Source organism: Xanthomonas melonis (assembly GCF_020783655.1).
GTDB lineage: Bacteria > Pseudomonadota > Gammaproteobacteria > Xanthomonadales > Xanthomonadaceae > Xanthomonas > Xanthomonas melonis.
The window spans coordinates 82598-106048 of the sequence record NZ_JAJGQH010000019.1 but is presented as its reverse complement, the minus strand read 5'-3'; the positions used below and the strand labels follow the sequence as shown (position 1 = coordinate 106048).

Annotated in this window: 18 protein-coding genes; 3 read left to right on the top strand and 15 right to left on the bottom strand. The window is 63.3% G+C overall.

Annotation, left to right across the window (positions count from 1 at the left end; genetic code table 11):
* Positions 1-22: 22 nt before the first annotated feature.
* The 14 genes from LL964_RS18190 to LL964_RS18125 all read right to left on the bottom strand — a co-directional run bounded on the left by LL964_RS18190 (position 23) and on the right by LL964_RS18125 (position 16487).
* Positions 23-529: a hypothetical protein gene (locus tag LL964_RS18190; protein WP_146092437.1), complete on the bottom strand. Its 507-nt coding sequence runs from the start codon at positions 527-529 to the stop codon at positions 23-25.
* 35 nt (positions 530-564) lie between these two features.
* Positions 565-1173: a hypothetical protein gene (locus LL964_RS18185; protein WP_146092438.1), complete on the bottom strand. Its 609-nt coding sequence runs from the start codon at positions 1171-1173 to the stop codon at positions 565-567.
* 80 nt (positions 1174-1253) lie between these two features.
* A complete protein-coding gene (locus LL964_RS18180) occupies positions 1254-1550 on the bottom strand; it encodes a hypothetical protein (protein WP_146092439.1) in 297 nt (98 codons plus the stop codon).
* Positions 1535-2074, bottom strand: coding sequence for a hypothetical protein (locus tag LL964_RS18175; protein WP_146092440.1), 540 nt, complete (start codon positions 2072-2074; stop codon positions 1535-1537). The genes LL964_RS18180 and LL964_RS18175 overlap by 16 nt, the downstream gene beginning before the upstream one ends.
* Before the next feature lie 75 nt (positions 2075-2149).
* Positions 2150-2476 carry a hypothetical protein gene (locus tag LL964_RS18170; RefSeq protein ID WP_146092441.1) on the bottom strand — a complete coding sequence of 109 codons (327 nt, stop codon included), beginning with the start codon at positions 2474-2476 and terminating at the stop codon, positions 2150-2152.
* A 67-nt stretch (positions 2477-2543) separates the two neighbouring features.
* Complete coding sequence (locus LL964_RS18165) at positions 2544-3005, bottom strand: hypothetical protein (protein WP_104588668.1); 462 nt, start codon at positions 3003-3005, stop codon at positions 2544-2546.
* Positions 3006-3101: 96 nt separating this feature from the next.
* Complete coding sequence (locus LL964_RS18160; RefSeq protein ID WP_228329492.1) at positions 3102-3296, bottom strand: KTSC domain-containing protein; 195 nt, start codon at positions 3294-3296, stop codon at positions 3102-3104.
* Between the two features lie 59 nt (positions 3297-3355).
* Positions 3356-3739: a hypothetical protein gene (locus LL964_RS18155; RefSeq protein ID WP_228329489.1), complete on the bottom strand. Its 384-nt coding sequence runs from the start codon at positions 3737-3739 to the stop codon at positions 3356-3358.
* 59 nt (positions 3740-3798) lie between these two features.
* The gene (locus LL964_RS18150) at positions 3799-4008 is read right to left on the bottom strand and encodes a hypothetical protein (RefSeq protein WP_167395434.1); all 210 of its coding nucleotides are present in this window, start codon (positions 4006-4008) and stop codon (positions 3799-3801) included.
* A gap of 187 nt (positions 4009-4195) precedes the next feature.
* A complete protein-coding gene (locus tag LL964_RS18145) occupies positions 4196-8062 on the bottom strand; it encodes a LamG-like jellyroll fold domain-containing protein (protein WP_104588670.1) in 3867 nt (1288 codons plus the stop codon).
* A 186-nt stretch (positions 8063-8248) separates the two neighbouring features.
* Positions 8249-9277 carry a pectate lyase gene (pelA, locus tag LL964_RS18140; protein WP_104588671.1) on the bottom strand — a complete coding sequence of 343 codons (1029 nt, stop codon included), beginning with the start codon at positions 9275-9277 and terminating at the stop codon, positions 8249-8251.
* A complete protein-coding gene (locus LL964_RS18135) occupies positions 9277-10251 on the bottom strand; it encodes a pectinesterase family protein (protein WP_104588672.1) in 975 nt (324 codons plus the stop codon). Before LL964_RS18135 ends, pelA begins: the two co-directional genes overlap by 1 nt.
* 12 nt (positions 10252-10263) lie before the next feature.
* Positions 10264-13458, bottom strand: coding sequence for a TonB-dependent receptor (locus LL964_RS18130; RefSeq protein WP_104588673.1), 3195 nt, complete (start codon positions 13456-13458; stop codon positions 10264-10266).
* Positions 13459-13703: 245 nt separating this feature from the next.
* Positions 13704-16487, bottom strand: a complete 2784-nt coding sequence (locus tag LL964_RS18125; protein WP_104588674.1) for a TonB-dependent receptor — start codon at positions 16485-16487, stop codon at positions 13704-13706.
* A gap of 284 nt (positions 16488-16771) precedes the next feature.
* Between LL964_RS18125 and LL964_RS18120 the strand changes: the two genes are divergently transcribed.
* On the top strand, positions 16772-17794 hold the full coding sequence (locus LL964_RS18120; protein ID WP_104588675.1) for a sugar kinase: 1023 nt from the start codon (positions 16772-16774) through the stop codon (positions 17792-17794).
* Between the two features lie 365 nt (positions 17795-18159).
* Here the strand turns inward: LL964_RS18120 and fabV are convergent, their stop codons facing one another.
* On the bottom strand, positions 18160-19368 hold the full coding sequence (fabV, locus tag LL964_RS18115; RefSeq protein WP_104588676.1) for an enoyl-ACP reductase FabV: 1209 nt from the start codon (positions 19366-19368) through the stop codon (positions 18160-18162).
* Positions 19369-19651: 283 nt separating this feature from the next.
* Between fabV and LL964_RS18110 the strand changes: the two genes are divergently transcribed.
* Positions 19652-23002, top strand: coding sequence for an nSTAND1 domain-containing NTPase (locus LL964_RS18110; RefSeq protein ID WP_104588677.1), 3351 nt, complete (start codon positions 19652-19654; stop codon positions 23000-23002).
* Positions 22999-23409: a hypothetical protein gene (locus LL964_RS18105; RefSeq protein WP_104588678.1), complete on the top strand. Its 411-nt coding sequence runs from the start codon at positions 22999-23001 to the stop codon at positions 23407-23409. The genes LL964_RS18110 and LL964_RS18105 overlap by 4 nt, the downstream gene beginning before the upstream one ends.
* Positions 23410-23451: the final 42 nt, after the last annotated feature.

Below are 23451 nucleotides of genomic sequence, written 5' to 3'. Positions count from 1 at the left end.
AAAATCGGGGATTTGAGCGCTCTTAGCGCGGTGGATGTGGCTTGCTTCGTTCTCCGGCCGCGTTGATCAGACCATCCACAAGTATGAGAAGAGCCGCCATTGCGTTGAGAAGATTTACAAGCGTCGCTTGCTCGAAGTGCTTGGAGCGATGATGCTTCACTTTATTCGTTGCGCTCCACCAGAGCGGCGGACTCTGAGGGTTTTCCCAAGTTGACAACGGGTGCAGTTCTATTCCGAATCTTGGAATAATGGTAAGTGCTTTATGTATTGTTGGATACGCAGCAGTCAGTTCTGCTTGATACCTTCCAATGCTTGATGCTTGTGACGAGCTTGAAATGCTCTTACAGACAAGTTTCGCCAGAACATCCACCTCTGAGGAGGCTGCCATCAGTAGTCTTGCAATCTCGGTGGAGTAGCAATGGAAATTTTTCTCTGTGAATTCTACCGAGCGCGAGAGTCTTACTACGTCCTCCTCTAGGCAAAGGAAGTAGGTCCAATGAGGATAGGTCTGAATTTTCGACGGACTCATGAATTATCTCTAGGGGCCTAACGCCTGGATTAAGCCTAGCCGCTAAGCTGCTTCGGCTTGAATGAAATTTTAGGCGCAACTCTACGCATGAAACATTCCATCTCTTGCTCATGCTGAATTATAGCGCCAATGTCATGGCTGACAATTCCAGAGAATTCCAGAGAAGAAGAATCTATTAGTTTTTCCAGATCGCCACGAATACCAAGAACCCAGGTGTTGTCACCTATCGTAGCTGAGTGGTTGACGGGGGCGTCGGTCCAATCAGTAAGCGCCGGGAAGAATGTGGAGTAAGCGTCTAGTGAGTACCGAATGAAAACGGAGAAGGGGGCAAGTTTGGATCCAACTAGCTCATAGAGTGACCTATCTTGGAGGAAGGCTGCTAGAGTGGATAGTCGCTCAGCATTGTGCCCTGCACGGCGAATCAGTTGATAAGTTTCTTCTGGATTTTGGTTAAGACGACCAAGGAAAACATGGCATTTGAGTGCACATTCACAGCCCATGACCAAATCAACAAAGCTTTTGATCCGTCCAGTCTTGTGAAGTTGATTTTCCCAAAGAACGTCAAAGCGCGCCGCAAAATCGCGAGCATCTTTTTGGTAATGATCGGCAACAGAGTGCGGGATAGAAATAGGTAACGTCTTCATGACCTAAGGGTCTAACACCAGTGCTGAGATGCGACGATGCGGCATCGGCTCAAATGAATCATCAGACCTGTAAGCGAGCATCAATTCTTCTCCCAAGTCTTACGGGTCCTAAGGAAACTATCATCGTTTCCGAATCTTGCGAATATCTCGCTAAAGTAAGGAATTTCTTCGCCAGGGACGGCTTGAGCGAGATACTGAAGCTCACGAAGTAATTCTGTCCAATATCGAATCACTTGCAGCACATATAGTTGGCGGCATGGTGCAAAAGCAGAAGCTGCACCGACTAAGCGGCCTACTGTTTCGAGATCATTTATTTCTTTTCCTGTCTCAGATGTTTGGAGAACATGAGAGACGCTACCAATTAGCTCTTCAACCATCTTCGATTGATGTGAAATCTGTGCTTTTTTTTATCACCAACGGACGAGTTGTAGATCTTCTTCTCCACTCCATCGAACCAGTCTGAAATTGGATCGGCTTGTCTTTTTGCTTCTGTTATGAGGTTGATATTTGAGCACCGATCACCTTTTGCAAAATTGCTCAAGGACCTGAGAATTGCTTGGTGAATTGAGGCATCGAGATCCTGAAGATGATCCAGTAAAATTCCACGCTTCTTAATAATATCTTGGGACCTGGCATAGATCTTTTCGATGTTATGGCCGATGTCATTCCTCATCTGCTCATCAGCTGGGAATGTGCCGCGCGATTCGATGTAGTGATCCAAGATCAGGCATAGTTTCCCTATGCGTTCAATTCCGGTTGAGAGACTTGTAAAAGCTTGGAAGTATGTGCCTTTTTCTAAATGGTTGACTTTCCTGATCTGGGTTGCGCCAGACCCAAGTATCTCCAAGGTAAACTGTGCTTCTTTAAGTAGTGCATTGAATTTTTTACTTAGGTACGCCATTGGCTATCCATGCAGGTCTAACGTATGAATTAAGCTAACTGGCGAAGTCAGTTCGGCTTAGATGAATTCTTAGCACTACCTGCCAACTAGTCTGAGGATTTCTTCGGGATCTTTTGACTCGCTCAAAACATGACCAATCTTTATAAATACTTCTGCTGCTTTGTCCGGGTTGTTGGTGTAGCTACCGTCCTTGTCCACATCCCAACCAGCTGCACGCAGAACTTGATTCTTGTACGCGAACCCAGCCCAAGGATTGTTTGGCACTGGCTTTATGCCAAGAACTTGTTGAAGGAAATTTGGCTGAGCTTCAGCCCAAAGGCCAATTTCAGATAGTCTGCTCTCAATCACGGCATATACGGGCACAGGCCCTTCTAGTCTGAAAAAATCATAAGGGTGCTGCATAAAATATCTCCTGTAATGCTATTGCCTAAATAATCCACAGCGAAGCGATGTCGGCTTGAATGGATGACTAAAGCGCACTCGCCTTGATTTTTGGGTACTTGGTGAACGACCGAATGAAAATACGCAAGTCCTCTGACTCCGTCTGGAAGGACAATTGATGCATCTGCGGGAACTGTTGCCTGACCCAAGCTTGGAAAAGATCCTGCGGTTCAGCAGCAGATAGTGAAGCTAAAGCGAGCATATTCTTGTGCACTTCCGGCAGGTCATTGACGTACTCGTTTAGGTGCATCTTAGCTTCGTCGAGCGCCACGTCGGCCATCACATCTTCCGTAATCTGCAACGCGTCACCATCATGCGGAGATTGCTCGAACTTGATCAGTTCTGACCTGGAGTCCGTGGCTTTTCCCGCAAATATCAAATGGAACTCCCCACGCAGGTGTCCGCCTTGGTTTTTGTAGCCCACTACGAAAACAAGTGCGACTATGCCAAGCAAAGGGTGGGATAACTTAGAGGTCTTCACTGCGGCCAAGTGATGTCTCCTACGCGATCAAACGCCTGAATTAAGCCGAACGCGAAGCGGATTCGGCTTGAATTAATTGCTATGACATGCCCCGAAGCCAGGTGGTTAGCACTGATAGCGGTCACGGATGTGATCGTTGTAGTACCCGCCTTTTGAGCCCGCCTTGAGAAGCCCCCGAAACACGTGCGCGGGCACACCACAGAAGTCGTATGTGTGGCCCTGCACGAATTGAATTTTCATACGCATTATATTCGGGTCGTAGCCAATGGCGCTGATGGCTGATGAGTTTACGCGAATCATATCCATCGATTTTCCTAGCGCTTGAATTGAGTGGCACCACGTCGCGGATGCTGTTCGAATCAATTGTCAGTACTAAGCTTCGTCATCTTGCGATGGCGCGCCAGCAGCATGCGGAGTATCAGAAGTGCCGGGAACGCAAGGACGGCGACTCGCAGCTGAAGCGTCGGCATCACACCCTCTTTCGGCCAAAACGGAAGCCAGATCGCGAGTGCGGCAAGGCAGCACAGTGTCAGCATCAGCAATCGCTTGGCAGCGGGTAGGGAAAACGGCATTGCCAGCGCGGGAGCGGCCATCACCAGAAATCCAATTCCGCTGATCAATGCGCCCGTCTGTCCCTCACGTACCTGGCCTGCTGCAACCAGCGCCACCAGCAATGCGCCTGTCGCTGCGAGCATGACACCGGCAAGGCCGGCGAGCAGCCTCAGGAGTTTTTGATAGCGCATTCTTTGCGTCCTAGTTCTTGCATACGCTGCACTTCCGAGTGGCGTTGGCTTGAGGCCTGCTAGGACTTGTGACGCCGATAGTGGTTGTTGGTACTTGTGCTGCGATAGCTGCCACCCTTGTGCGAGGCGCCGTGGCCTGCGCTGTAGTGACCGCCGTGACTGGTGGTGTGGTGCGCGCCAGCGGCCCTGACGCGCGCCTGCGCGGATGCGGTAAACAACCCCAGTGCGGCCACAGTCAGTGCCACGATGCTCCCTGCCTTGCTCAACATTGTTTCTTCCCCCTGAAGAAAGGTGTGGCTTTGCGGCTGCATTACGTACTGCGTGCCTTGATCCTCGCCGAGTTTTTGGGTTGCGTCAATGCGCTTGCAGTATTGATCGTTGGCTTTATCGGCTTTGCCCTCATCCGCCCTTCGGGCACCTTCTCCCGCGTGCGGGAGAAGGGATTGGTGTGTTGGGTTATGGGTTGGTTTTTGTCGTTGGCGCGGTGGTTGGGGTTGGCAGCGGCAGCGTATTGTTGAGGTCGGTAATCTCTGCGACGTTGCCATCGGTGATGACGCGCAGTTGCGCGGCTTTTGTGTTTGCGGCGTTGGTCAGCGGCAGGCGCACCTGGGTGGTGATCGGTTGCAGATCGCGTGGTGCGGCGAGTGACGGGAATTCGGCTCTTGCCAGCTCCTTGCCACGCGCATCTTCCAGCACCACAAACCCGGCCGGTGCATCGGTATGGCCGAGGCTGTGCACGGTGACCTCGATGGCATCTGCAGTCACGCGCACATCGCCGTGGCCGATGCCCAGGTCCGGGCGTAGTTCGACCGGGGTGGTGGCTGCGATGCGTTCGAGCTGCAGGATGGTGGTGCGGCCTGCGGGGAAGTCGATGTCGATGGCCGTGCTTTTTTCGAAGGCCAGCTCACGCGTGGTGCCGGTGCCGTCGATCTTGCCGTCGCCGTCGCGGTCCACGCCCTGGGTGATGCGCCATTGGCCTGGGGCGACGTTCCAGCCGGTCATGCTGGCGCGCTGCGCCTTATTGGAGGTGTTGTAGGCGATGACGGTGAAGCGGTCTTGCTGGGGTGCGGGGATGGCGATGGCCACTTGGGTGGCGGCCTCTGGGTCATTGAAGCGCCAGCTGACGGTATGGCCGGGGTAGGTCTGGTTGCGTTTGAGCGCCACTCCCCCTAAGCGTGCGCGTTGCAGGTTGACCGTGGGGGATTCCACGCGGTCGCTCCACCAGTGGCCTTCGGTGTTCATGTAGAAGTTCTGCAGTTTCTCGCGTGCCTCGCTGCGGTAAATGGCGGCGAGATACTCCAGGTTGCCGGTTTGTTCCCAGGCCACGTGGTGCGGGAAGTCCGGGGCGCTGCCGTCGTCTTTATTTGCGGCGTCGATGAGCTTGGCGCTCCAGTCGTTGCGCTTGCCCATGACATCGAGGAAGTTTTCGTTGAGCAGGGACAGACCATTCGGGCCGCTGTTGGCGACGCGGTAGTTAATCGGCTTGAGATAGCGATCTTCGCCGGTGAAGCGGTAGGCGGCCCAGAAGGTGTGCAAGGTGTCGGCGCCGCCGCTGCCTTCGAACAGTTCGCCGCCGCGGGTCTTGCCGGTTTGCCAGTTGATCTCGTTGGGCAGCGCCCAGTTGCCCTTGGCATTGGTGTAGGCGTGGGCGAGATAGCCATCCGCTAACCCGGTGACGATGCGGCGGCTGTTGGGGTCGGCGTTATAGCCACCCAGCAGGATGGCCGGGTGCACGATGGGGAAGGAGTACGGTTTTTGCCATTGCCAGTTGGGCTCGCGGTAGACCTTGCGGCCGCCGAACCAGTTGCTGGCGAACAGCAGGTGGCCTTGGGGGTTGACCTGGATGACGTTATCGAAGGCCTTGACCGTCTGCATCAGGCGCTCGACGGTGCGCGGGTCGCCCCAGTTGAGGTACAGAAGGGCGCTGTTGAGGTTGATGCCCTCCTCATACGCATGCAGCTCGTCGGTTTCGATGGTGGACAGGCCGTTGGTGAACATGCCGTTGCGGTAGTTGGCATCGGACAGCGCCAGCATGGAGGCGTTGAGCATGTCCGGGTCCACACCCATCAGCGCGACGCCGGGCCATTGCTGCACCAGGTCAGAATCATCCGAGATGCCGCCGCCGAAATCGCCGTAGGCCACCTGGCGCTGCTCGATCCACCAGCGGATGTAGCGGCGGGTGGCGCTGAGGTCCTGCAGCTGCCAGAACGCCCATGCAGGCACGCCCTTGGGCACGGCAGGCATCTCGACAGGCAACGCGCCCTGGTTGGCGTAGCTGATGTCGTTCCAGTACTGGCGGCCGAGGGCGTGGTCCGGGTCCACGCGCAGCAGGTCGGTGATGTCGGCGTCCAGGCGCTTGTAGAGCAGCTGGCGCTTGGAGGTGGTGTGCTCTTCCACCAGAAAGCCCCAGTTGTCCTTGACCTGGTTGAAGCGGTCGGCGACGTGTTCGGTGATGGCCTCATTGCGCGGCTTGAACACCAGCTGCAGCTGGGTGCCGTCGAGCGCGTTGGCATCGAAGCCGGGCGCGGCGGCGGCGATGCTGAGCATCAGGCTGTCGTTGCTCAGGATGCGGTCGCGCAGGTCCAGCCACAGCGTGCGGGCCTGGCCGGGGGCGACCGCGACCGAGACATCGAGCATGTCGCGTGCGGGCCAGATGGGGTCCTTGATGCGGATGTTGAGCGGGATGCTGCCGTTGTGGGTGGCCGGCAGGTTCAGCGCCGGCAGGGTGATGGCGATGCCGTCCAGGCCGTCGTGCATGTTCTCCCAGCCGTAGGACCAGCTGCGCATCAGCGCCTGGTCCGGCGGCGGGTCGCCCAGGCTGGAGGGCACCAGGATGTGCACGATGGGTTGCTGCGCGCTTGCTGCGGCCTTGTCGCTGGGGCGCTTGCGCGCCGGTGCCTTGGTGGGCAGCGCGATGACGGTCTGGCGCTCGCTGGGCGGGTAACGGCCGGCGATGACATCGCGCAGCGGTGCGAGGTTGTCGTAGTCGGGCTGGATGTCGCTGCGCACGGTGTAGCTGAGTTGCGCGCTGCCTTTGGGCACCGCGCCTGGCTGCACGTCGTAGGCCCAGATTTCCTGGATGGGGGTTTCCTGCGCGGTGTTGGCAAAGCGCAGCGTGCCGCCGCGGCGCTCGGGGAACTGGTCCACGCTGCGCACCACGCCCTGGCTGCGTGCGAACAGCGGCTGCGCCTGTGCGTTAGGCGCAGCGTAGGTGGCCTGGCCGTAGGCGGCGCCGCGCAGTTCGATGCGGTTGAAGGGCTCCTCCGGCAGGCTGAGGTCCAGCGCCTTGCCGCCTTCGACGTAGGTGTTCCAGTCCGGCAGCTGGAAGTAGTCGTCGCGGCCGGGCAGGCGCGAGCGGTTGTAGACGCCGGGCCAGGTGGTTTCTGCGATGCCGTCGGTGGCCTTCCACATCCATTGCTTGAGGTCGCGCGTGTCGGTGAATTCCACCTTGCGGATGCGGGTGGTGGGTGCATCCAGCAGTGGCGGTGCGTGGCCATTGTCCCAACCGTAGCGGTGCAGGAAGGCGGCGTGTTGCGATGCCGGTGTGGCCGGCTCGGCGGTAGCGGGCTCCTGCAGGCGTGCCAGCGCGGCCGCGCCGCTGGCGTCGAGCATGCGGTCGTAGATGCGGATCTCGTCGAAGTCGCTGCCGCGCAGGAAGTTGTAGCGGCTCTGTACCTGGTGCGGCGACATCACGCGGCCGGCCAGGCCGAACTGGTCGAGCGCGGCGTCGTAATCGAGCGAGCCGCCGTTGGCGCAAGGCGCGCCGCAGTCTGCGCGCGCGGCTTCCTTGCCGTCCACGTACAGGCGCACGCCGCGGGTTTCGTCCCAGGCGAAGGCGAGGTGGGTCCAGGCGCTGGCAGCGGGATTCTTGTCGAGCTTGAAGGAGACGCGGGTGCGCGCGAGATTGGCGTCGGTGACGAAGGCGTCGAAGCCGTGGCCGTTCCAGTCGATGCGCAGCCAGGCCATGTCCCAGCTGGTGTGGTCGGCGTAGCCGACGCGGAAGATCACGAACGGCGCTTCGCCGACCGGGTAACGCGAACGCCAGAAGAAACCGAGCGTGCCGCGCTGGGTGTAGAGGTTGCCGGGCGCGTTCCACGACAGCACGCCGTCGTCGGCCCATTCGATGGCGTTGCCGCGTTTGCCGGTGGGCACCAGGGCGATCTTGTCGCGGAAATTGGGCACGCGATCGCCACGCGCCACATCGGCCTCCAGGCTGCGATCGGCCGAGGCCCGGAACAGCAACTCCGGAGCCGTGGAAGTGGCCGCACTTGCCGGCAGCGCGATCAGACACAACACACCTATCCAAACCTTCAGCACACGCACCTCGTCTATTTCAAAACCACTGCCGCACTGCAGGGGCGACAGACACTGCAACGTGCCACCGCAACGCGGCACGCGGCGCACGCTTGGCGGCGAGCACGCGGGCCGGCATGTACGAGAGTACATGCCGTGCCTGCGTGCTGCGCGCGCCAGCCTGCGCCGCGTGCGGTGGTGCGATGGCTGCGTCCACTACAGCCCGTTTGCGGCCTTCCACTTGGGAATCTCGTCCTTCAACAACTTGTCCGGCCAGGTGCCGTGCCAGGCATACCCCACGCGGCGCTCGTTCGGCACCTGCATGTACTCGGTCAAGGCCTTGCCGTCGCGGTTGGCATACAAGGGGCGTTGATTCTGCAGGTCGTAGAAGCGCGCCCACAAGGAGGCACCGGGTTGCGCGACCAGGATCACGTCCTTGCCGGTTTCCTGGGTGGGGTCGTCGATCTTCCTGGTGGCCACATCGCGCATGCGGTGGGTGTCGAACCAGGCACCGGCCGCCTGCACTGCGGTCTTGATCTTGGCCGAGGGGTTTGGCTGGCGCATCAAGAAGCGCACGATGCTGACCGACTCGCTCGAAGCCAGCGATGCCAGCTCGTACGCACGCGCCTTGGCGGGCTTGAGCGTGACCTCGTCGTACTGCGCGCCCCAGATGGTGAGCGTGCCGCCGATCTTGACCTGGGTGGCGAGCACGCATTCCACGCCCTTGGCCACCGCCTGGGTGGACTTGGCGCCGTGGCTGCCGCGCAGTTGCGCACCGGTGTCGCCCTTGCCCTCGGCGATGTCCTGCAGCAGGTTGAGCACGCGCACCATCGCATCGTCGTTGTAGGTGATCTGATGGTGATAGGACGACAGATCCGGATAGAACTGTGGCCAGCCGCCGTTGGCGTATTGCGCCTTGAGCAGATAGTCCACACCCCGGCGCGCGGCGGCGATGTACTTGGCGTTCTTCTCGTTCTTGAAGGCAGTGGCCAGATACGCGATTTCGGAGGTAGTGGCCTTGTTGTCGATGGTGGCGTCGTCCTTGCGGCCGGGCTTCTGCAGCTCGGCGATTTCCGCCGCACTGAAGGTGCGGGTGTAGTCGACGGCCACACCCTTGTAGTGCTTGGACCAGCCGCCCGACGCGGTCTGCAGCAGCAGCATGTTGTCGGCGATCTTGTCGGCCATGGCCGAGAGCGGAGCCAGCAGCAGCGCGCCGGTGAAGGCGAGAGTGGAGAACTTGATCATCAGAAAGGCTTCCAGTTGCCGAGGATGGTGGCGCGGTCCAGTGCGGCGGCCTGCGCGGCGGTGAGCTGGCGCGACCACTTCACGCGGCGCGACGGGTTGGCGCCGGCGCCGCTGCTCTGGTATTCGCTGTAGCGGGCAGTGGCTTCGTTGGCGGCGTTGCCCCAGTTGTTCCAACCTTCGGGCACGATGTGCTTGCCCAGCTGGCTGCTGATGAAGCTGACGCTGGCATACGGGCGCCACGGGCGGCCCAGGTGGACGCGCGAGACGCCGCTGGCGGCGGTGACGCGCGCATTACGGAACACGAAGCCACGGGCGGCTTCCTGCGGGGTGGAGGCGGCAGTGAGATAGCCATCGCCCAGCGAATGCAGCTGCACGTTCTCGAACAGCGCGGTGCCGGCGCCGAACACGAAGTCCACCGTGCCTTCGACATAGCAGTCGAGGAAGTACGACAGCTTGGCGCCGCGCAGGTACAGCGTGTCCTGATAACCCAGGAAACGCACGTTGCGGAACGCGGCGCGATCGCCATCCACGCGCACGGCCACCGCCTGGCCCACCGGGCCGGCGTGGTTGCCCAGGCTCAGCTGCTCGGCAGTGAAGTCGTTGCCGGCGATGATGACGCTGGACGAGCCCGAGGTGCCGTACTCCTTGCCGGTGGCCGGATTGATGCGCGAGGCATAGTTGTCGTAGGTGATGACGGTTTGCGTGGCACCGGCGCCGGTCAGCTTCAATGCGGGTGCATTGGCCGGAACCACGATCAGCTCCTGATACACACCGGCGCCCACCTTGATCTGCGCGCGTTTGCCGCCTTGCACGGCGGCATCGATGGCGGCCTGCACGGTGCGGTAGCCGGCATTGCCCTGCTTGGCCACGGTATAGACCGGGTCGGCAGCGAGGGCGATGCCACCGAGGGAGAGCCCCGCCGCCATGGCGGTGGCGGCAAGCGTACGTAACACGATCCTGCGATGCAGTTGCATGCGTTGCTCCTGTCAGAACTTGTAGCGCGCGCCGATGTAGTACTGACGCCCGGTCACGGTGTACTTGTCGGGCAGTTCCAGCGTGGAATCGACGTAGCGGCGGTCGGGGGTGTCGAGCAGGTTGATGGCCTCGAAGGTCAGCGACAGCTGGTCGCTGACCTTGTAGGACATGTTGAAATCGACGTTTTCAACACTGTATTTACCGGTGACATCGGCCGTGGCCAGGCGCCGACCGTCGAGGTCGTAGACGTCTTCCTGGGCCAGGATGTTGTTGATGTAGCCGTCGCGATAGCTGGTGGACACGCGCGCACTGAAGCGGCCGTCGTCGTAATAGACGGTGGCGTTGTAGGACTGCGGCGAGAGATTGAGCAGGTCGCGTTCGGTGGTGGTGGTGGTGATGCTGGTATTGCTGTTGCCGGCGGTGCTGAACAGGTAATCGATCTTGGAATCGACCTGGGTGTAGTTGAGCTGCACGCCGAAGTTGCGCCAGAATCCGGGCAGGAAATCGAAGGCCTGCTGATAGGTCAGCTCGAAGCCCCTGAGCGGGCCGCCGGGGGTATTGAAGTAGCTCTGGACGTTGAAGATGGTGTCCGGGGTGAAGCCTGCGGGCAGCAGGTCCAGCGAATAGCCCATCGCCTCCCAGGTGGTGAGCACGCGGGTGCGCTGCACGTAGCTGTCGATATCCTTGTAGAACACCGCCGCCGACAGCAGCGAGCCTTCGCGGAAATACCATTCGGCGCTGAGGTCGTAGTTCGTCGAGCGGAACGGATCGAGCTTGGGGTTGCCCAGGTTGATCGAGAAGAAGCGCCCGTCGTCGAAGTACTGGGTGGGGCCGCCGCTGACGCTGGGCGACAGATACGCCAGCGTTGGGCGCGCCATGGTCTTGGCCGCACCGAAGCGCAGCACCACCTCGTCGCTGACATCCCAGGACAGGTTCAACGAGGGCAGGATGTCGCGGTAGTTGTGGGTGACGGTGGTGGGCACCAGCAGGCGCTCGCCGGCAGCGGCGGTAGCGCTGGCCACGCCGAAGAACGACTGGCAGTTGGGCGAGATCGCACCGGCCACCGTGGCCGTACACGGCGCATAGCCGCTGGCGGCGATCTGCGTCTGCACATAGCGCACACCCAGGTTGCCGCGCAGCGCGCGGCCCAGCAGGTCGGTGTTGAAATCCAGCTGCAGGTAGGTGCCCAGGCTCTTTTCGTTGACGGCGAAGTTGTTGTTGGACGAGCCGAAGTGACCGACGTCGGCCATGCGGTAGTCACCGCCGGGCACACCGGTGTCGCAGTTGCAGTTGATGTTGAGCAGGTCGGCGACCTTCTGGAAATCCGGAATCACCCAGGTGGTGGGGAAGTTGCCGTTCAAGCTGCGGCCGAAACCGTCCAGTGTCTTGCTCAGATCGCCGACGCCCACCCCGGCCGGCAAGGCCTGCGACAGTCGGCCATAGGAGATGTTGCGCGACTCCGACGTGTCCATGTCGTAGTCCTTGTAGGCCAGGCCGGTGCGGAAGGTGAAGGTGGGATCGATGTTGAATTCCAGATCCACCTTGGCGGTGTCGAAGGTATTGCGCACCGACTGCGGGTTGAGCCGCACTTCGCTGATGTTGCTGCCGCGGGCGGTGCCGTTGCTGTTGACCGGCACCGCGCCGTAGCCCAGCCAGCGCCAGCTGTTGGTGTCGCCGGCGTCGAACGGGAAGCTCATGCTGGGGTAGTCGCCGCCACCGCGGCGGTCGAGCACAAAGCCGTCCAGGTTGGTGTTGTCGAAGCTCACCATCGAGAACTCGGGGCGTTCGTAATCCGAGGTCGAATGGCCGAGCAGCGCGTTGACGCGCACCTGATCGTTGAAGCGGTGCTGCAGGTCCAGGCTGAACTGCTTGAACTCGGTGGATTCCTCGATGTTGCTGGATTCGGTACGGAAGTCGACGTTGTCGAACACGCCGTAGGTGAGGCGGTTCTGCGCGTCCACCTGCGCCTGCCGCACCGCGATCTGGGTCTTGCCGCCGAAGTTGGCGGTGCGGTGCAGGTTGGCGCCGACCGAGTCCTCGCGCTGGTCCTTGTCCAGCTTGGAATACAGCATGTCGACGTTCAGCAGGGTGTCGTCGCTGAACTTGAACTGCAGCGCGCCGGTGACACCCAGCCGCTCCAGCTGGTGATCGGTGCGGATATAGCGCGGGTAACGCGGAATCCAGGCATCGGTGGCGGTTTCGTAGGCCTGGATGTTCTCCGGCGTATTGGCCGGGCGCGGGATGCCGGTACCGCAGGTGGTGGCGCTGATGCCGTAGCTGCCCCAGCCATTGTTGCGGTCCTGGTTGGCCTGCGAGCCGACGCCGGCGCGGGTTTCGTTCGACAACGGGTTGCGCGGGGTCTGCGGGTTGTAGCCCACCGGCGAGCAGAAGCCGTAGGTGCCGTTGTTGGTGGCGGTGCTCTGGTTGGAGTTGCGGTAGTTGCCGTGCTCCCAGCGCACCGGGTTGTAGCCTTCCTCGCGCAGGTGGCGTTCGCTGTAGGACACCGACAGCAGGGCGCCCACACGGCCGTCGGCCCAGATGTTGCTGATCAGGCCGGAGAAACGCGGGTCGTTCTCGCGCGAGAGATCGTTGTAGCCGTACTGCGCGGAAGCGGCGGCCTCGAAACCATCGAAGTCGAACGGGCGCGAGCCGCGCAGGTCGACGGTGGCGCCCAGCGAGCCTTCGTCGGTCTGCGCCGACTGGGTCTTGCTGATGGTGACGCGGCTGAACAGTTCGGAGGCGAAGGTGTTGAAATCGAAACCGCGGCTGCGGTTGACGCCATCGCTGCCGCTGCCGGCAGTGGCCAGCGCTTCCAGCCCGTTGACGCGCACGCGGGTGAAGTCCGAGCCCAGGCCACGCACGGAGATCTGCTTGCCCTCGCCGCCTTCGCGATCGATCGACACGCCGGCGATGCGCTGCATCGATTCGGCCAGGTTCAGATCGGGGAACTTGCCGATGTCTTCGGCGTGGATGGCATCGACCTGCTCCACGCTGTAGCGCTTGGTGTCCAGCGATTGCTGCAGGCTTTCGCGATAGGTGGCCTTGACCTGCACGCGGTCCAGATCCACCGCATCGGTGGCCGCTGCCGGCGCGGTCTGCGCAACGGCGCTGGCCGCCTGCAGGGCCAGCACGATGGCGACCGACAGGCGGGCGGTGGGCAAACGGAGGGCCGCCACACGGGCGGAACGGCGCGAACGGACATGCATGATGCGGCTCTCTCCATGGCACTGCTGCAATGACGCGCGCATGGCCTCCCCCGAGGCCACCGGTAACTGCATGACGCGGGCAGCGAACCTGCTGCGCGTCTGGCGAATGCGCGCGACGTGATGTGGGGCGCTCGAAACGTGTGCCCACCGCGCTGCCTGCGCACGCGGAATCGGGCGCAGGACGCAGACGCGATGGGGGATCGGAATGGGGCCCGCTGCGCATGCGCGCAGCGGGCGGACAACGGTCAGTACTTGTAACGCAGGCCCAGCAGGTACTGGCGGCCGGTTTCGGCGTACTGCAGCGGCAGCTGGCCGGTGCGCGGCGAGGACACCCACTCGTCCTGGGCTTCGTTGGTGAGGTTGATGCCTTCCAGGCTCAGCTCCAGCTGCTTGCTGATCTTGTAGCGCAGCGAGGCATCGATCATGGTGGTGCCGGTCATGCCGTGCACGCCATCGACGTTGAAGCCGGCTTCCGCACCCGGTGCCTGGGTGAGGTAATCGTCGCGGTTGGTGGCCGAGATGCGGCCTGCGAAGGTGTCGCCTTCGTAGAACAGCGTGGCATTCCACGACGAGCGCGACAGACCCAGCAGGTCGTTCTTCATCACCGGCGCGCCGGTGCTGGCCAGATACTGGATCTGCGAATCGACCCAGGTGTAGTTGAGCTGCACGCCCAGGTTGGCCCACTTGCCCGGCAGGAAGGTGAAAGGCTGGGTGTAGTTGGCTTCCACGCCCTTCAGTTCGCCGCCCGGGGTGTTGAGCGGGATGCTGAAGGCGAAGTCGTCGTTGACGCTGGCGCCGGTGCCGTCCAGCAACGAGGCCGGCAGGCCACTGCTGGAGTACGGGCGCACTTCGCGCGCGGTCTGGATGAAGCTTTCGATGTCCTTGTAGAACACGCCAACGCCCAGCATCGCGCCTTCGTTGAAGTACCACTCCAGGCCGAGGTCGACGTTGGTGGCTTCGATCGGGTCCAGATCCGGGTTGCCGCCGGCCACGGTGCGCGCGCCGCCGGCCACCGCCACGGTGACGCCCGGGGTGAGGCTGCCCAGGCCGGGACGGCTCATGACCTTGGCCGCGCCCAGGCGCAGCAGCAGGTCCGGTGCCAGCTCGGCGACCAGGTTGAACGAGGGCAGCGTATTGCTGTACTTGCGGCCCACCGTGGTCAGCGCCGGTGCGTTGTTGATCAGCGCATAGCCGGTGGATTCCTGCTCGGTTTCCACATAGCGCACGCCGAAGTTACCCGACAGCGGAATGGAGCCCAGGTCGGTGGAGAACTCGCCCATCAACCACACGCCGCGATCCTTCTCTTCGACGCTGCGGCTGTTGTTGACGCGCGGCGCCACGGCGAAGGTACCGCTGTTGCTGTAGATGCCGAACTGGTTGGCCACTGCATCCAGGTTCGGTACCACCCAGTCCGCCGGGCTGCCGTTGATGCCCTTCAGACCGGCCTGTTCGGTGAAGCTCACCGGCACGATCGGGGTGCCGCCGGCGAAATTTGGCACGGCCAGCTCGTTGGCGCGGCGCAACTCGACCGTGTTGAAGCTGTAGTTCTTTGCCAGCACGCCACCCTTGAGGCGGAAGCCAGGGCTGATGTTCCAGTTGAAGTCGATCTGGCCGGTATCGAAGTCGTTGTCCACCGACTGCGGACGCAGGCGGATTTCGGCCAGTTCCCAGCCATTGGGATCGGTCGGGTTGATGCCGTAGTTCAGCACCGGCGCGCGGCTGTTGCCGCGGTAGTCGTAGCTGTACCCATCGACATCGTACTTGTCCATGATGATGGTGGTCTGGATCGGGTTCTCGTGCGCCGAGCGCGAAGTACCCACCCGGGCATTCATGCTGAAGGCATCGTTGAAGCGATGCTCCACGTCGAAGCTGATCTGCCTGAACTCGGTGTTCCACTCGTCGTGGCGGTTCTCCGAGCGGATGTCGACGTTGTCGAACTCGCCGTAGACCAGCGCGTTGTTGCGGATCTCGCCATTGCGCACGATGGTGCCCGGCTTGCCGTCGCGCACCGGGCGACGCGGGGTGAGCCCGTCGCGGTTACGGCTGAAGGAGATCGCTTCGATGTAGTGCTCGTCGCGCTTGGCATCGATCTTGGAATACAGCATGTCCAGCGACAGCGTGGTGCGGTCGGAGGGCTTCCATTGCAGTGCCCCGGTCACGCCCAGGCGCTGCTGGTCGTGGATCTGCTGGGTGTAGCGCGGGAAGCGCGGGTGATAGACGTTGGCCGAGCGGGCGGCGGCGAACGGCGAGGCCGCGTTGAAGCCGCCGTTGCTGGTGCCGTTGGCCCAACGGCCGGTGTTGGCGCCTTCTTCCAGCACTTCGCGTTCGGTGAACGCCACCGACAGCAGCGCGCCGAAGGTGTTGTCGGCCCAGGTATTGGCGATCAACGCGGCCACGCGCGGGTTGGCCTTCTCTGCCATGGCGTTGTAGGCGGCCTGGCCGCTGGCGGCGAAAGTGAAGCCGTCGTAGTCGAACGGGCGCGCGGTGCGCAGGTCGACGGTGGCGCCCAGCGAGCCTTCTTCCACATCGGCCGAGGCCGTCTTGCGCGCGATCAGCTGCGAGAACAGGTCAGAGGCGAACACATTGAAGTCGAAGCCGCGGCCGCGGTTGGTGCCGCCGCTCTGGTCGCCGGCGCCCACGGTGGTGAGCGCTTCCATGCCATTGATGCGCACGCGGGTGAACTCCGGGCCCAGGCCACGCACCGAAATGGCGCGGCCTTCACCGGCTTCGCGGGTGATCACCACGCCGGGAATGCGCTGCAGCGACTCGGCCAGGTTGAGATCGGGGAACTTGCCGATGTCTTCGGCGACGATGGCATCGACCACGCCGGCTTCGCCGCGCTTGATGTCCAGGGCCTTTTCCACGCTGGCGCGGTAGCCGGTCACCGTGACGGTGTCCAGGTCCACGGCGGGCTCGGCAGGTGATTGGGCGGCGGCGTCTTGCGCGAGCGCGTGGCCGCTCAGCGCCAGGCCGATCGACAATGCCAGCAAGGTAACCGGTGTCTTCCGGCTGGTGGTCCGAAATTGCATGTCCTCCCCTCCCAAGGGTCCATGAACAATGTGAAATGTGGGGGTGTGCGCGGCTAATGACACCGCTGGTCAAAAAGACGTTACCAGCTGAATCACCGTTCAACATCTTGCAGCGCAGCAGAAATGCGTCCGGATTTCGCCGAAATGGTGCGAAGTCGGTCGCGGCATACCGCATCATGGGTCTCGCCGGCTCCGATCTGCGGGGGCTAGAATGACACCGATGGTCATCGTTATGCATCATGGTCGCCCGGCCGTGACGCTTCACCCAGCCGAGGTATTGCCGCATGAGTCGAGCCCGCATCCTGTGTTTTGGAGAGTTGCTGCTGCGCCTGGGAGCGCCCGGCCACGAATTGCTGCTGCAGCAACCGCGACTGGATGTGCACTGCGGTGGTGCAGAGGCCAACGTCGGCGTGTCGCTCGCGCACTTCGGCCACGAGGTGTCCATGGTGAGCACGGTCGCGGACAACCCGCTGGGTGCGGCGGTGCTGGGCGAACTACGCCGCCATGCGGTGGACACCCGCGACGTGCGGCGCGTGGATGGCCGCATGGGCTTGTACTTTTTGACCACCGGGGCGATCCACCGCCCCAGCGAAGTGGTCTACGACCGCGCCGATTCGGCGTTTGCGCTGGCGCCCGCCGATGCCTACGACTGGCCGCGCCTGCTCGAGGGCGCGCAGTGGCTGCACCTGTCGGGCGTGAGCCCCGCGCTGGGTGCGGAGGTGGCGCAGGCCACGCTGGCAGCCGCGCGCGCGGCGCGTGCGGCCGGGGTCAAGGTTTCCTTCGACGGCAATTACCGGCCCAAGCTGTGGCAACGCTGGCAGGGCGATGCGCGCGGCATCCTGCATCAGCTGTTCGCCTGTGCGGATGTGGTGTTCGCCGATTACCGCGACATCGGCGTGGTGCTGGGTGGCGAGTTCGCGCAGGACACGCTGGAAGCGCGCGTGGAAGCGGCTGCGCAACAGGCCTTCGCTGCCTTCCCGCAGCTGCAGCTGATGGCATGCACGCAACGCGTGGCGCATAACGTGGACCACCACAGCCTGGGCGCGATGCTGGTGCCGCGCGAAGGCGCCGTGGCGCGTGCGCCCAGCGAGGAACTGACCCCGATCATCGACCGTATCGGCGGTGGCGATGCGTTTGCGGCCGGCGTGCTGCACGGCCTGATCGAAGGCTGGCCGCTGGAAGACACGGTGCGCTTCGGCCTGGCCGCCGGTTGCCTGAAGCATTCGATTCCCGGCGATTTCAATCCACTGTCGGTGGCCGATGTGCAGGCCTGCGTGGGCGATGCGCGATTCGATGTGAAGCGCTGACGCGCCGGGAATCGGGAATGGGAAAGCGGCGCGTGCTGCGCGTGTTTCTCCCTTCTCCCCTCGGGAGAAGGTGCCCGAAGGGCGGATGAGGGTACGGAGGCCGCAGCTCTGCAGCCGCCAGGCGCGCGCGGCTGGTGCGGGGAATCCTCCTGGATAACGCAGACGTTGCGCCTCGGCGGGAACCACCACTCCCCCTCCCAGCCTGCGCCATGTCAGCGTATGGTCACACAGCGCGCCGTAGGACCGAGCACCGACACTTATGGAAACGGCCGGTATCTCTACCGGCCGTTCTCGAGTGCATCAGCGCGGAAACTCGCAGCGCCAGGCGCTCGCTCCTGCGAATCCCCAATCCCCAATCCCGGCAGTCAATCCAACTCGATGCAATCGAAGCTGACGTCCGTCGCCACATCGGCGTCGTAATCCACATCGGCGCGTTCGAAGCCGAACAGCTTGAGGAACTCGTGCTTGTAGCCGGCGTAGTCGGTGAGCTGGAACAGGTTTTCGGTGGTGACCTGCGGCCACAACGCCTTGCAGGCGTTCTGCACGTCGTCGCGCAGTTCCCAGTCGTCCAGGCGCAGGCGATTTTCGTCATCCACTTCGGCTGGCTGGCCGTCTTCGCGGTAGAGGCGTTCGCGGAACAGGCGGTCCAGCTGTTCGATGGTGCCTTCGTGCAGGCCCTTTTCCTTCATGATCTTGTAGACCATGGAGATGTACAGCGGCATCACCGGAATAGCCGCACTGGCCTGGGTCACCACCGACTTGAGCACGGCGACATTGGCACCGCCACCGCGCTTGGCCAGGCGCGCGTTCAGGCGCTGCGCGGTGTGGTCCAGATCCACCTTGGCCTTGCCGAGCGCGCCGTGCCAGTAGATCGGCCAGGTGATCTCGGTGCCGATGTAGCTGAAGGCCACGCTGCGTGCGCCATCGGCGAGCACACCCGCGCTGTCGAGCGCATCGATCCACAGTTCCCAGTCCTGCCCGCCCATCACGGTGACCGTGTCTTCGATCTCCTGTTCGGTGGCCGGCTCGATCGAGGCCTGGATGATGGTGTCCTTGTTGGTGTCGATCGCGGTGGCGGTATAGGTCTGGCCGATCGGCTTGAGCGCCGAGCGCTTCACTTCGCCGCTGCCAGGCAGCTTGCGTACCGGCGAGGCCAGCGAATACACCACCAGATCCACCTGGCCGCCCATCTCGGTCTTGATCAGCTCGATGACCTTGGCGCGCGCGGCGTCGGAGAACGCATCGCCGTTGATCGACCTGCTGTACAGGCCGGCGGCCTTGGCATGGGTGTCGAACGCGGCGGAGTTGTACCAGCCGGCGGTGCCGGCCTTGGTGGCGGTGCCGGGCTTTTCGAAGAACACGCCCAGCGTGTCGGCACCGAAGCCGAAGGCGGCGGTGATGCGCGAGGCCAGGCCGTAGCCGCTGGACGCGCCGATCACCAGCACCTTCTTCGGCCCGTCGTTGCGCACGCCGCGCGCGCGCGTGGCGGCGATCTGTTCGAGCACATTGCGCTCGCAACCAAGCGGATGCGTGGTCGTGCAGATGAAACCGCGCACTTTGGGATGGATGATCAACGTGGACTCCTGGTCGGCAAGATGCTGGCGGCATCTTAGTGCGTGTGGCGCGCGCGAAACAGCCTGATGCGCAACACACGCTGCTGTATGGATGCAGGGACAGGCCGCCGGCCGCGGCAGCGTTCGCACCACCATGGCCCAGCCACGCCGCCGGAAACAGCGACCCCAATCGAAGTCCGCCAGCGCCGGCTATGCTACGTTTTCGCCCTGCCGTGCCGTGCCTGGCCGCGCCTGTTGGCGATCGTCGAGGCCCCTTCCAGCTGTACGACCGGTGTTTGACTGCATGTCCCTTCGTAGCGAGCGCGTCACGCAACTTGGCTCGGTGCCACGGTTCCGCCTGGGCGCGTTGCTGGTGGAACCGGAACGGCTGGTGGTGATCGACGGCGGCCAGACCACCGCGCTGGAACCGCGCATGATGGAGGTGCTGATCGCGCTGGCCGAGCGCGCCGGCGAAGTGGTCAGTGCCGAGCAATTGCTGATCGAGGTCTGGCACGGCAGCTTCTACGGCGACAATCCGGTGCACAAGACCATCGCCCAGCTACGCCGCAAGCTCGGCGACGACAGCCGCCAGCCGCGCTTCATCGAAACCATCCGCAAGCGCGGATACCGGCTGCTGCCGAAGGTGGTGTTTCCCGAGGACTATCGCGGCGCGCTGCCGGGCACGCAGAGCTGGAGCCACGGCAGCCCGTATGTGGGGCTGCAGGCGTTCGATCCGGCGCATGCGCAGGTGTTCTTCGGACGCAGCCATGCGATCGCCCAGGTCGCGGCGGCGCTGCGTGCGCAGTTGCACAACCGGCGCGGGCTGGTGCTGCTCAGTGGCGCCAGCGGCTGCGGCAAGACCTCGTTGCTGCGCGCAGGCGTGGTGCCGCTGCTGACCCAGCCGGGCGGGTTGGATGGGTTGGAAGCGCTGGCGGTTGCGTCCTGCAACCTGGCGCAGTGCCGCGGCGGCGATGTGCTGGCCACCGTGGCGCGTGCGCTCGGTGACTGGGAACCGAGCCAGCGCGCGGTGTTTTCGCCAGCGCAGATGGCGCGGCTGCCGGACTGGCTGCAGCACCCCGCTGCCTTGCATGCCGCCATTGCCGAGGCGATGCGTCACGCCGCGCCGGCACGCGAAGGCGCACCGGCACAGCGGCACCTGCTCTTGGTGATCGACCATGCCGAGGCGATGGTGGCCACGCCCGGCATCACCGATGCCGACCGCGCCGCGCTGGCTGCGGCCTTGCGGGCCCTGTGCGGCAGCGCGCACGTGGCGGTGCTGATGCTCGCGCGCAGCGACTTCTACCCGCGCCTGATCGATGTGGTGCCCGACATCGTCGAGCTCAAGCACGGCGATGGGCATGTGGACCTGCTGCCGCCGCGCGATGGCGAGATCGCCCAGATCATCCGCGTGCCCGCCGCAATGGCCGGGCTACGCTTCGAGCAGGACCGCGACAGCGCCAGCCACCTGGACGATGTGCTGCGCGATGCCACCGCGCGCCAGCCCGACGCCCTGCCGCTGCTGCAGCACCTGTTGCATGCGCTGCATGCGCAACGCAGCGACGACGGCCTGCTCACCTTTGCGGCCTACCGCGCGCTGGGCGGGCTGGAAGGCGCACTGGCGCATCACGCCGAGCGCACCTTCGGCGCATTGCCGGCCGATGCCCAGGCGGCGTTGGGCCAGGTGCTGACCCTGCTGAGCGTGATCCACCCCGACAGCGACGCAGTGACCGCGCGGCGTGCGCTGTGGTCGGCGCTGCCCGACGCAAGCGGCGCGCGCGCGCTGGTGGATGCCTTCGTACAGGCGCGCCTGTTCGTCAGCGAGCTGGTGGCCGGCGAGCCCGGGTTCGCGGTGGCGCACGAAGCGCTGCTGCGGCAGTGGCCGCGCGCCACCGAGTGGATCCACGAGAACCGCCGCCTGCTGCAGGCACGCAAGCGGCTGCAACTGGCCGCGCAACGCTGGGCAGCCGAGGGCCGGCGCAACGATCACCTGCTCAACAGCGGGCGCCCGCTGAGCGAGGCGCGCGAGGCGGCACGGCGCATGCCGCAGGATCTGCAGGCCACCGAGCTGGCGTTCCTGCGGGCCTGCGAGCGTTCCCGGCAGCGCCGCAGCGGTCTGTATACCGCCGCTGCCGCGTTGCTGGTGATGCTGGCCAGCGCCTCGCTGCTGCTGGGATGGCGCGCACGGCAGGCACAGCAGGTGGCAGAAGAACGCCGCGACCAGGCGCAGCAGCTGGTGAGCTACATGCTGGGCGATCTGGCCGAGCAGTTGCGTACCGTGGGCAATCTCAAGCTGCTCGACAGCGTGGGCAGCCGTGCGCTGAGGTATCTGGAAGATCTGCCCAGCACGCGCATGCACACCGGCGATCTGATCAACCACGCACGCGCCCTGCGGACCACCGGCGAAGTGTTGATGAATCAGGGCAAGCTGGATGAGGCGCATGCGGCATTTACGCGGGCTGCCGCTGTCGCCGAACAGGCGCGTGCGCGTGCGCCCGATACAGTGGATGCATACGCAGAGACAGGCCAGACGGCGTATTGGCTGGGCAACATGGCCTACCGCACCAAGCGGTTCGCAGTGGCGCGAGCGCAATGGCAGCGGTACCTGGCTGCCAGCGAGTGGCTGGCCCGCAGCAAGCCGGACGATCCGCATTGGCAGCTGGAACTGTCCTACGCGCTGAACAACATGGGCATGCTTGCCACGACCCAGGGCGATACCTCCACGGCGATCGGCTTCTTTGCGCGTGACATCGCGCTCAAACGGGCGCTTACCGCGCGCAGTCCGGATAACGTATCGCTGCGCTACGAATTGGTCGACAGTCTGTCGGGACTGAGCCTGGCACAGGAGAACCAGGGATTGCTGGCACCTGCCGAGCAGGGCTACCGCGAGCAGATTGCGCTGCTGCGCGTGCTGGTGGGCAAGGATCCGCAGGCGCATGCCTGGCAGCGCCGCCTGGCCGGCGCGTTGCTTCGCGCCTCCAACCTGGCGCTGGCACGTGGCCGCCTGCAGCAGGCGCAAGCCGATGCGCAGGACAGCCTGCGCCTGCTGCAGCCATTGGCAGCGCTGCAGCCGGACAATCTCCCCTGGCAGCGCGATCTGGCGCACGCTTATGCACAGGCCGGCTGGGTCGCTGCGCTGGACGGGCACCCCGAGCAGGCCACGCAGCATCTGGCGCAGGCCCACCAGACGATGGCCGAGTTGCTCCAGCAGGCCGAGCCGCTGCCGGAATGGCAATGGCTGGACGCCATCATCGTGTTGCGCCAGCAGCGATTGCGCGCAACACACGCCGCGCCGGGCGCGCAGGATTTCGCTTCGATCATTGCGCGGCTGGATGGCTTGCACCGCGCCAAACCCGATGAAGTGCTCGGGCGTGCAGCATTGGCCCAGGCGCTGGTCTGGGATGGGGAACAGCGCGCTGCGACCGGCGATGACGCTGGCGCACGTGGCGCCTGGCTGCGCGCGGCGGCAGTGCTCGGCAGCGATGCAGTCAACAGCCGCGACAAGACCCTGCTCGACCCCTGGATCCATGCCCAGGTGCACCTGGGTCGACGCACCGCCGTTACGCAACAGCTCGGATGGCTGTATCAAGCGGGCTACCGCCACCCGGAGTTCGTCTCCCTCTATGCCCCGCTTTTCAAGGAAAAGGACAAGTCATGACTGAATTGATCACGAAGGAAAAAGGCAAGGCCAAGTCGACCGTGGTCGTCACCTTGACCGTGGCGCGCGTGGAATTCGGCGGCAATACCGGGAAAGGCGAGTACTTCTACAGCTTTTCGCCGGATCTTCTGCTGGTGGGCAAGGGACAGCAGGACGTGACCCTGCTATACCGCTTCGACGACGAGGTTCCCTATCAGTTCCGCATCCGCAGCCTGCTCAGTTCGGATGCGCATGACCAGATCAAGAAGCCGCACATTGCCGAGGACGGGCGCAGCGTCTCGGTCGTCAACCGCAACAACAAGGCGACCTTGATCTTCTTTACCGTGATCATCGAGGACGAAAAGCGCAAGCTGCTCTTCAGTTGCGACCCACAGGTCGGCAACGATCCGCAAATCTCGCCCAAATAAGAACGGCTGACAAAACGACTGCGCTCCCCGCCAGTCGGGCGC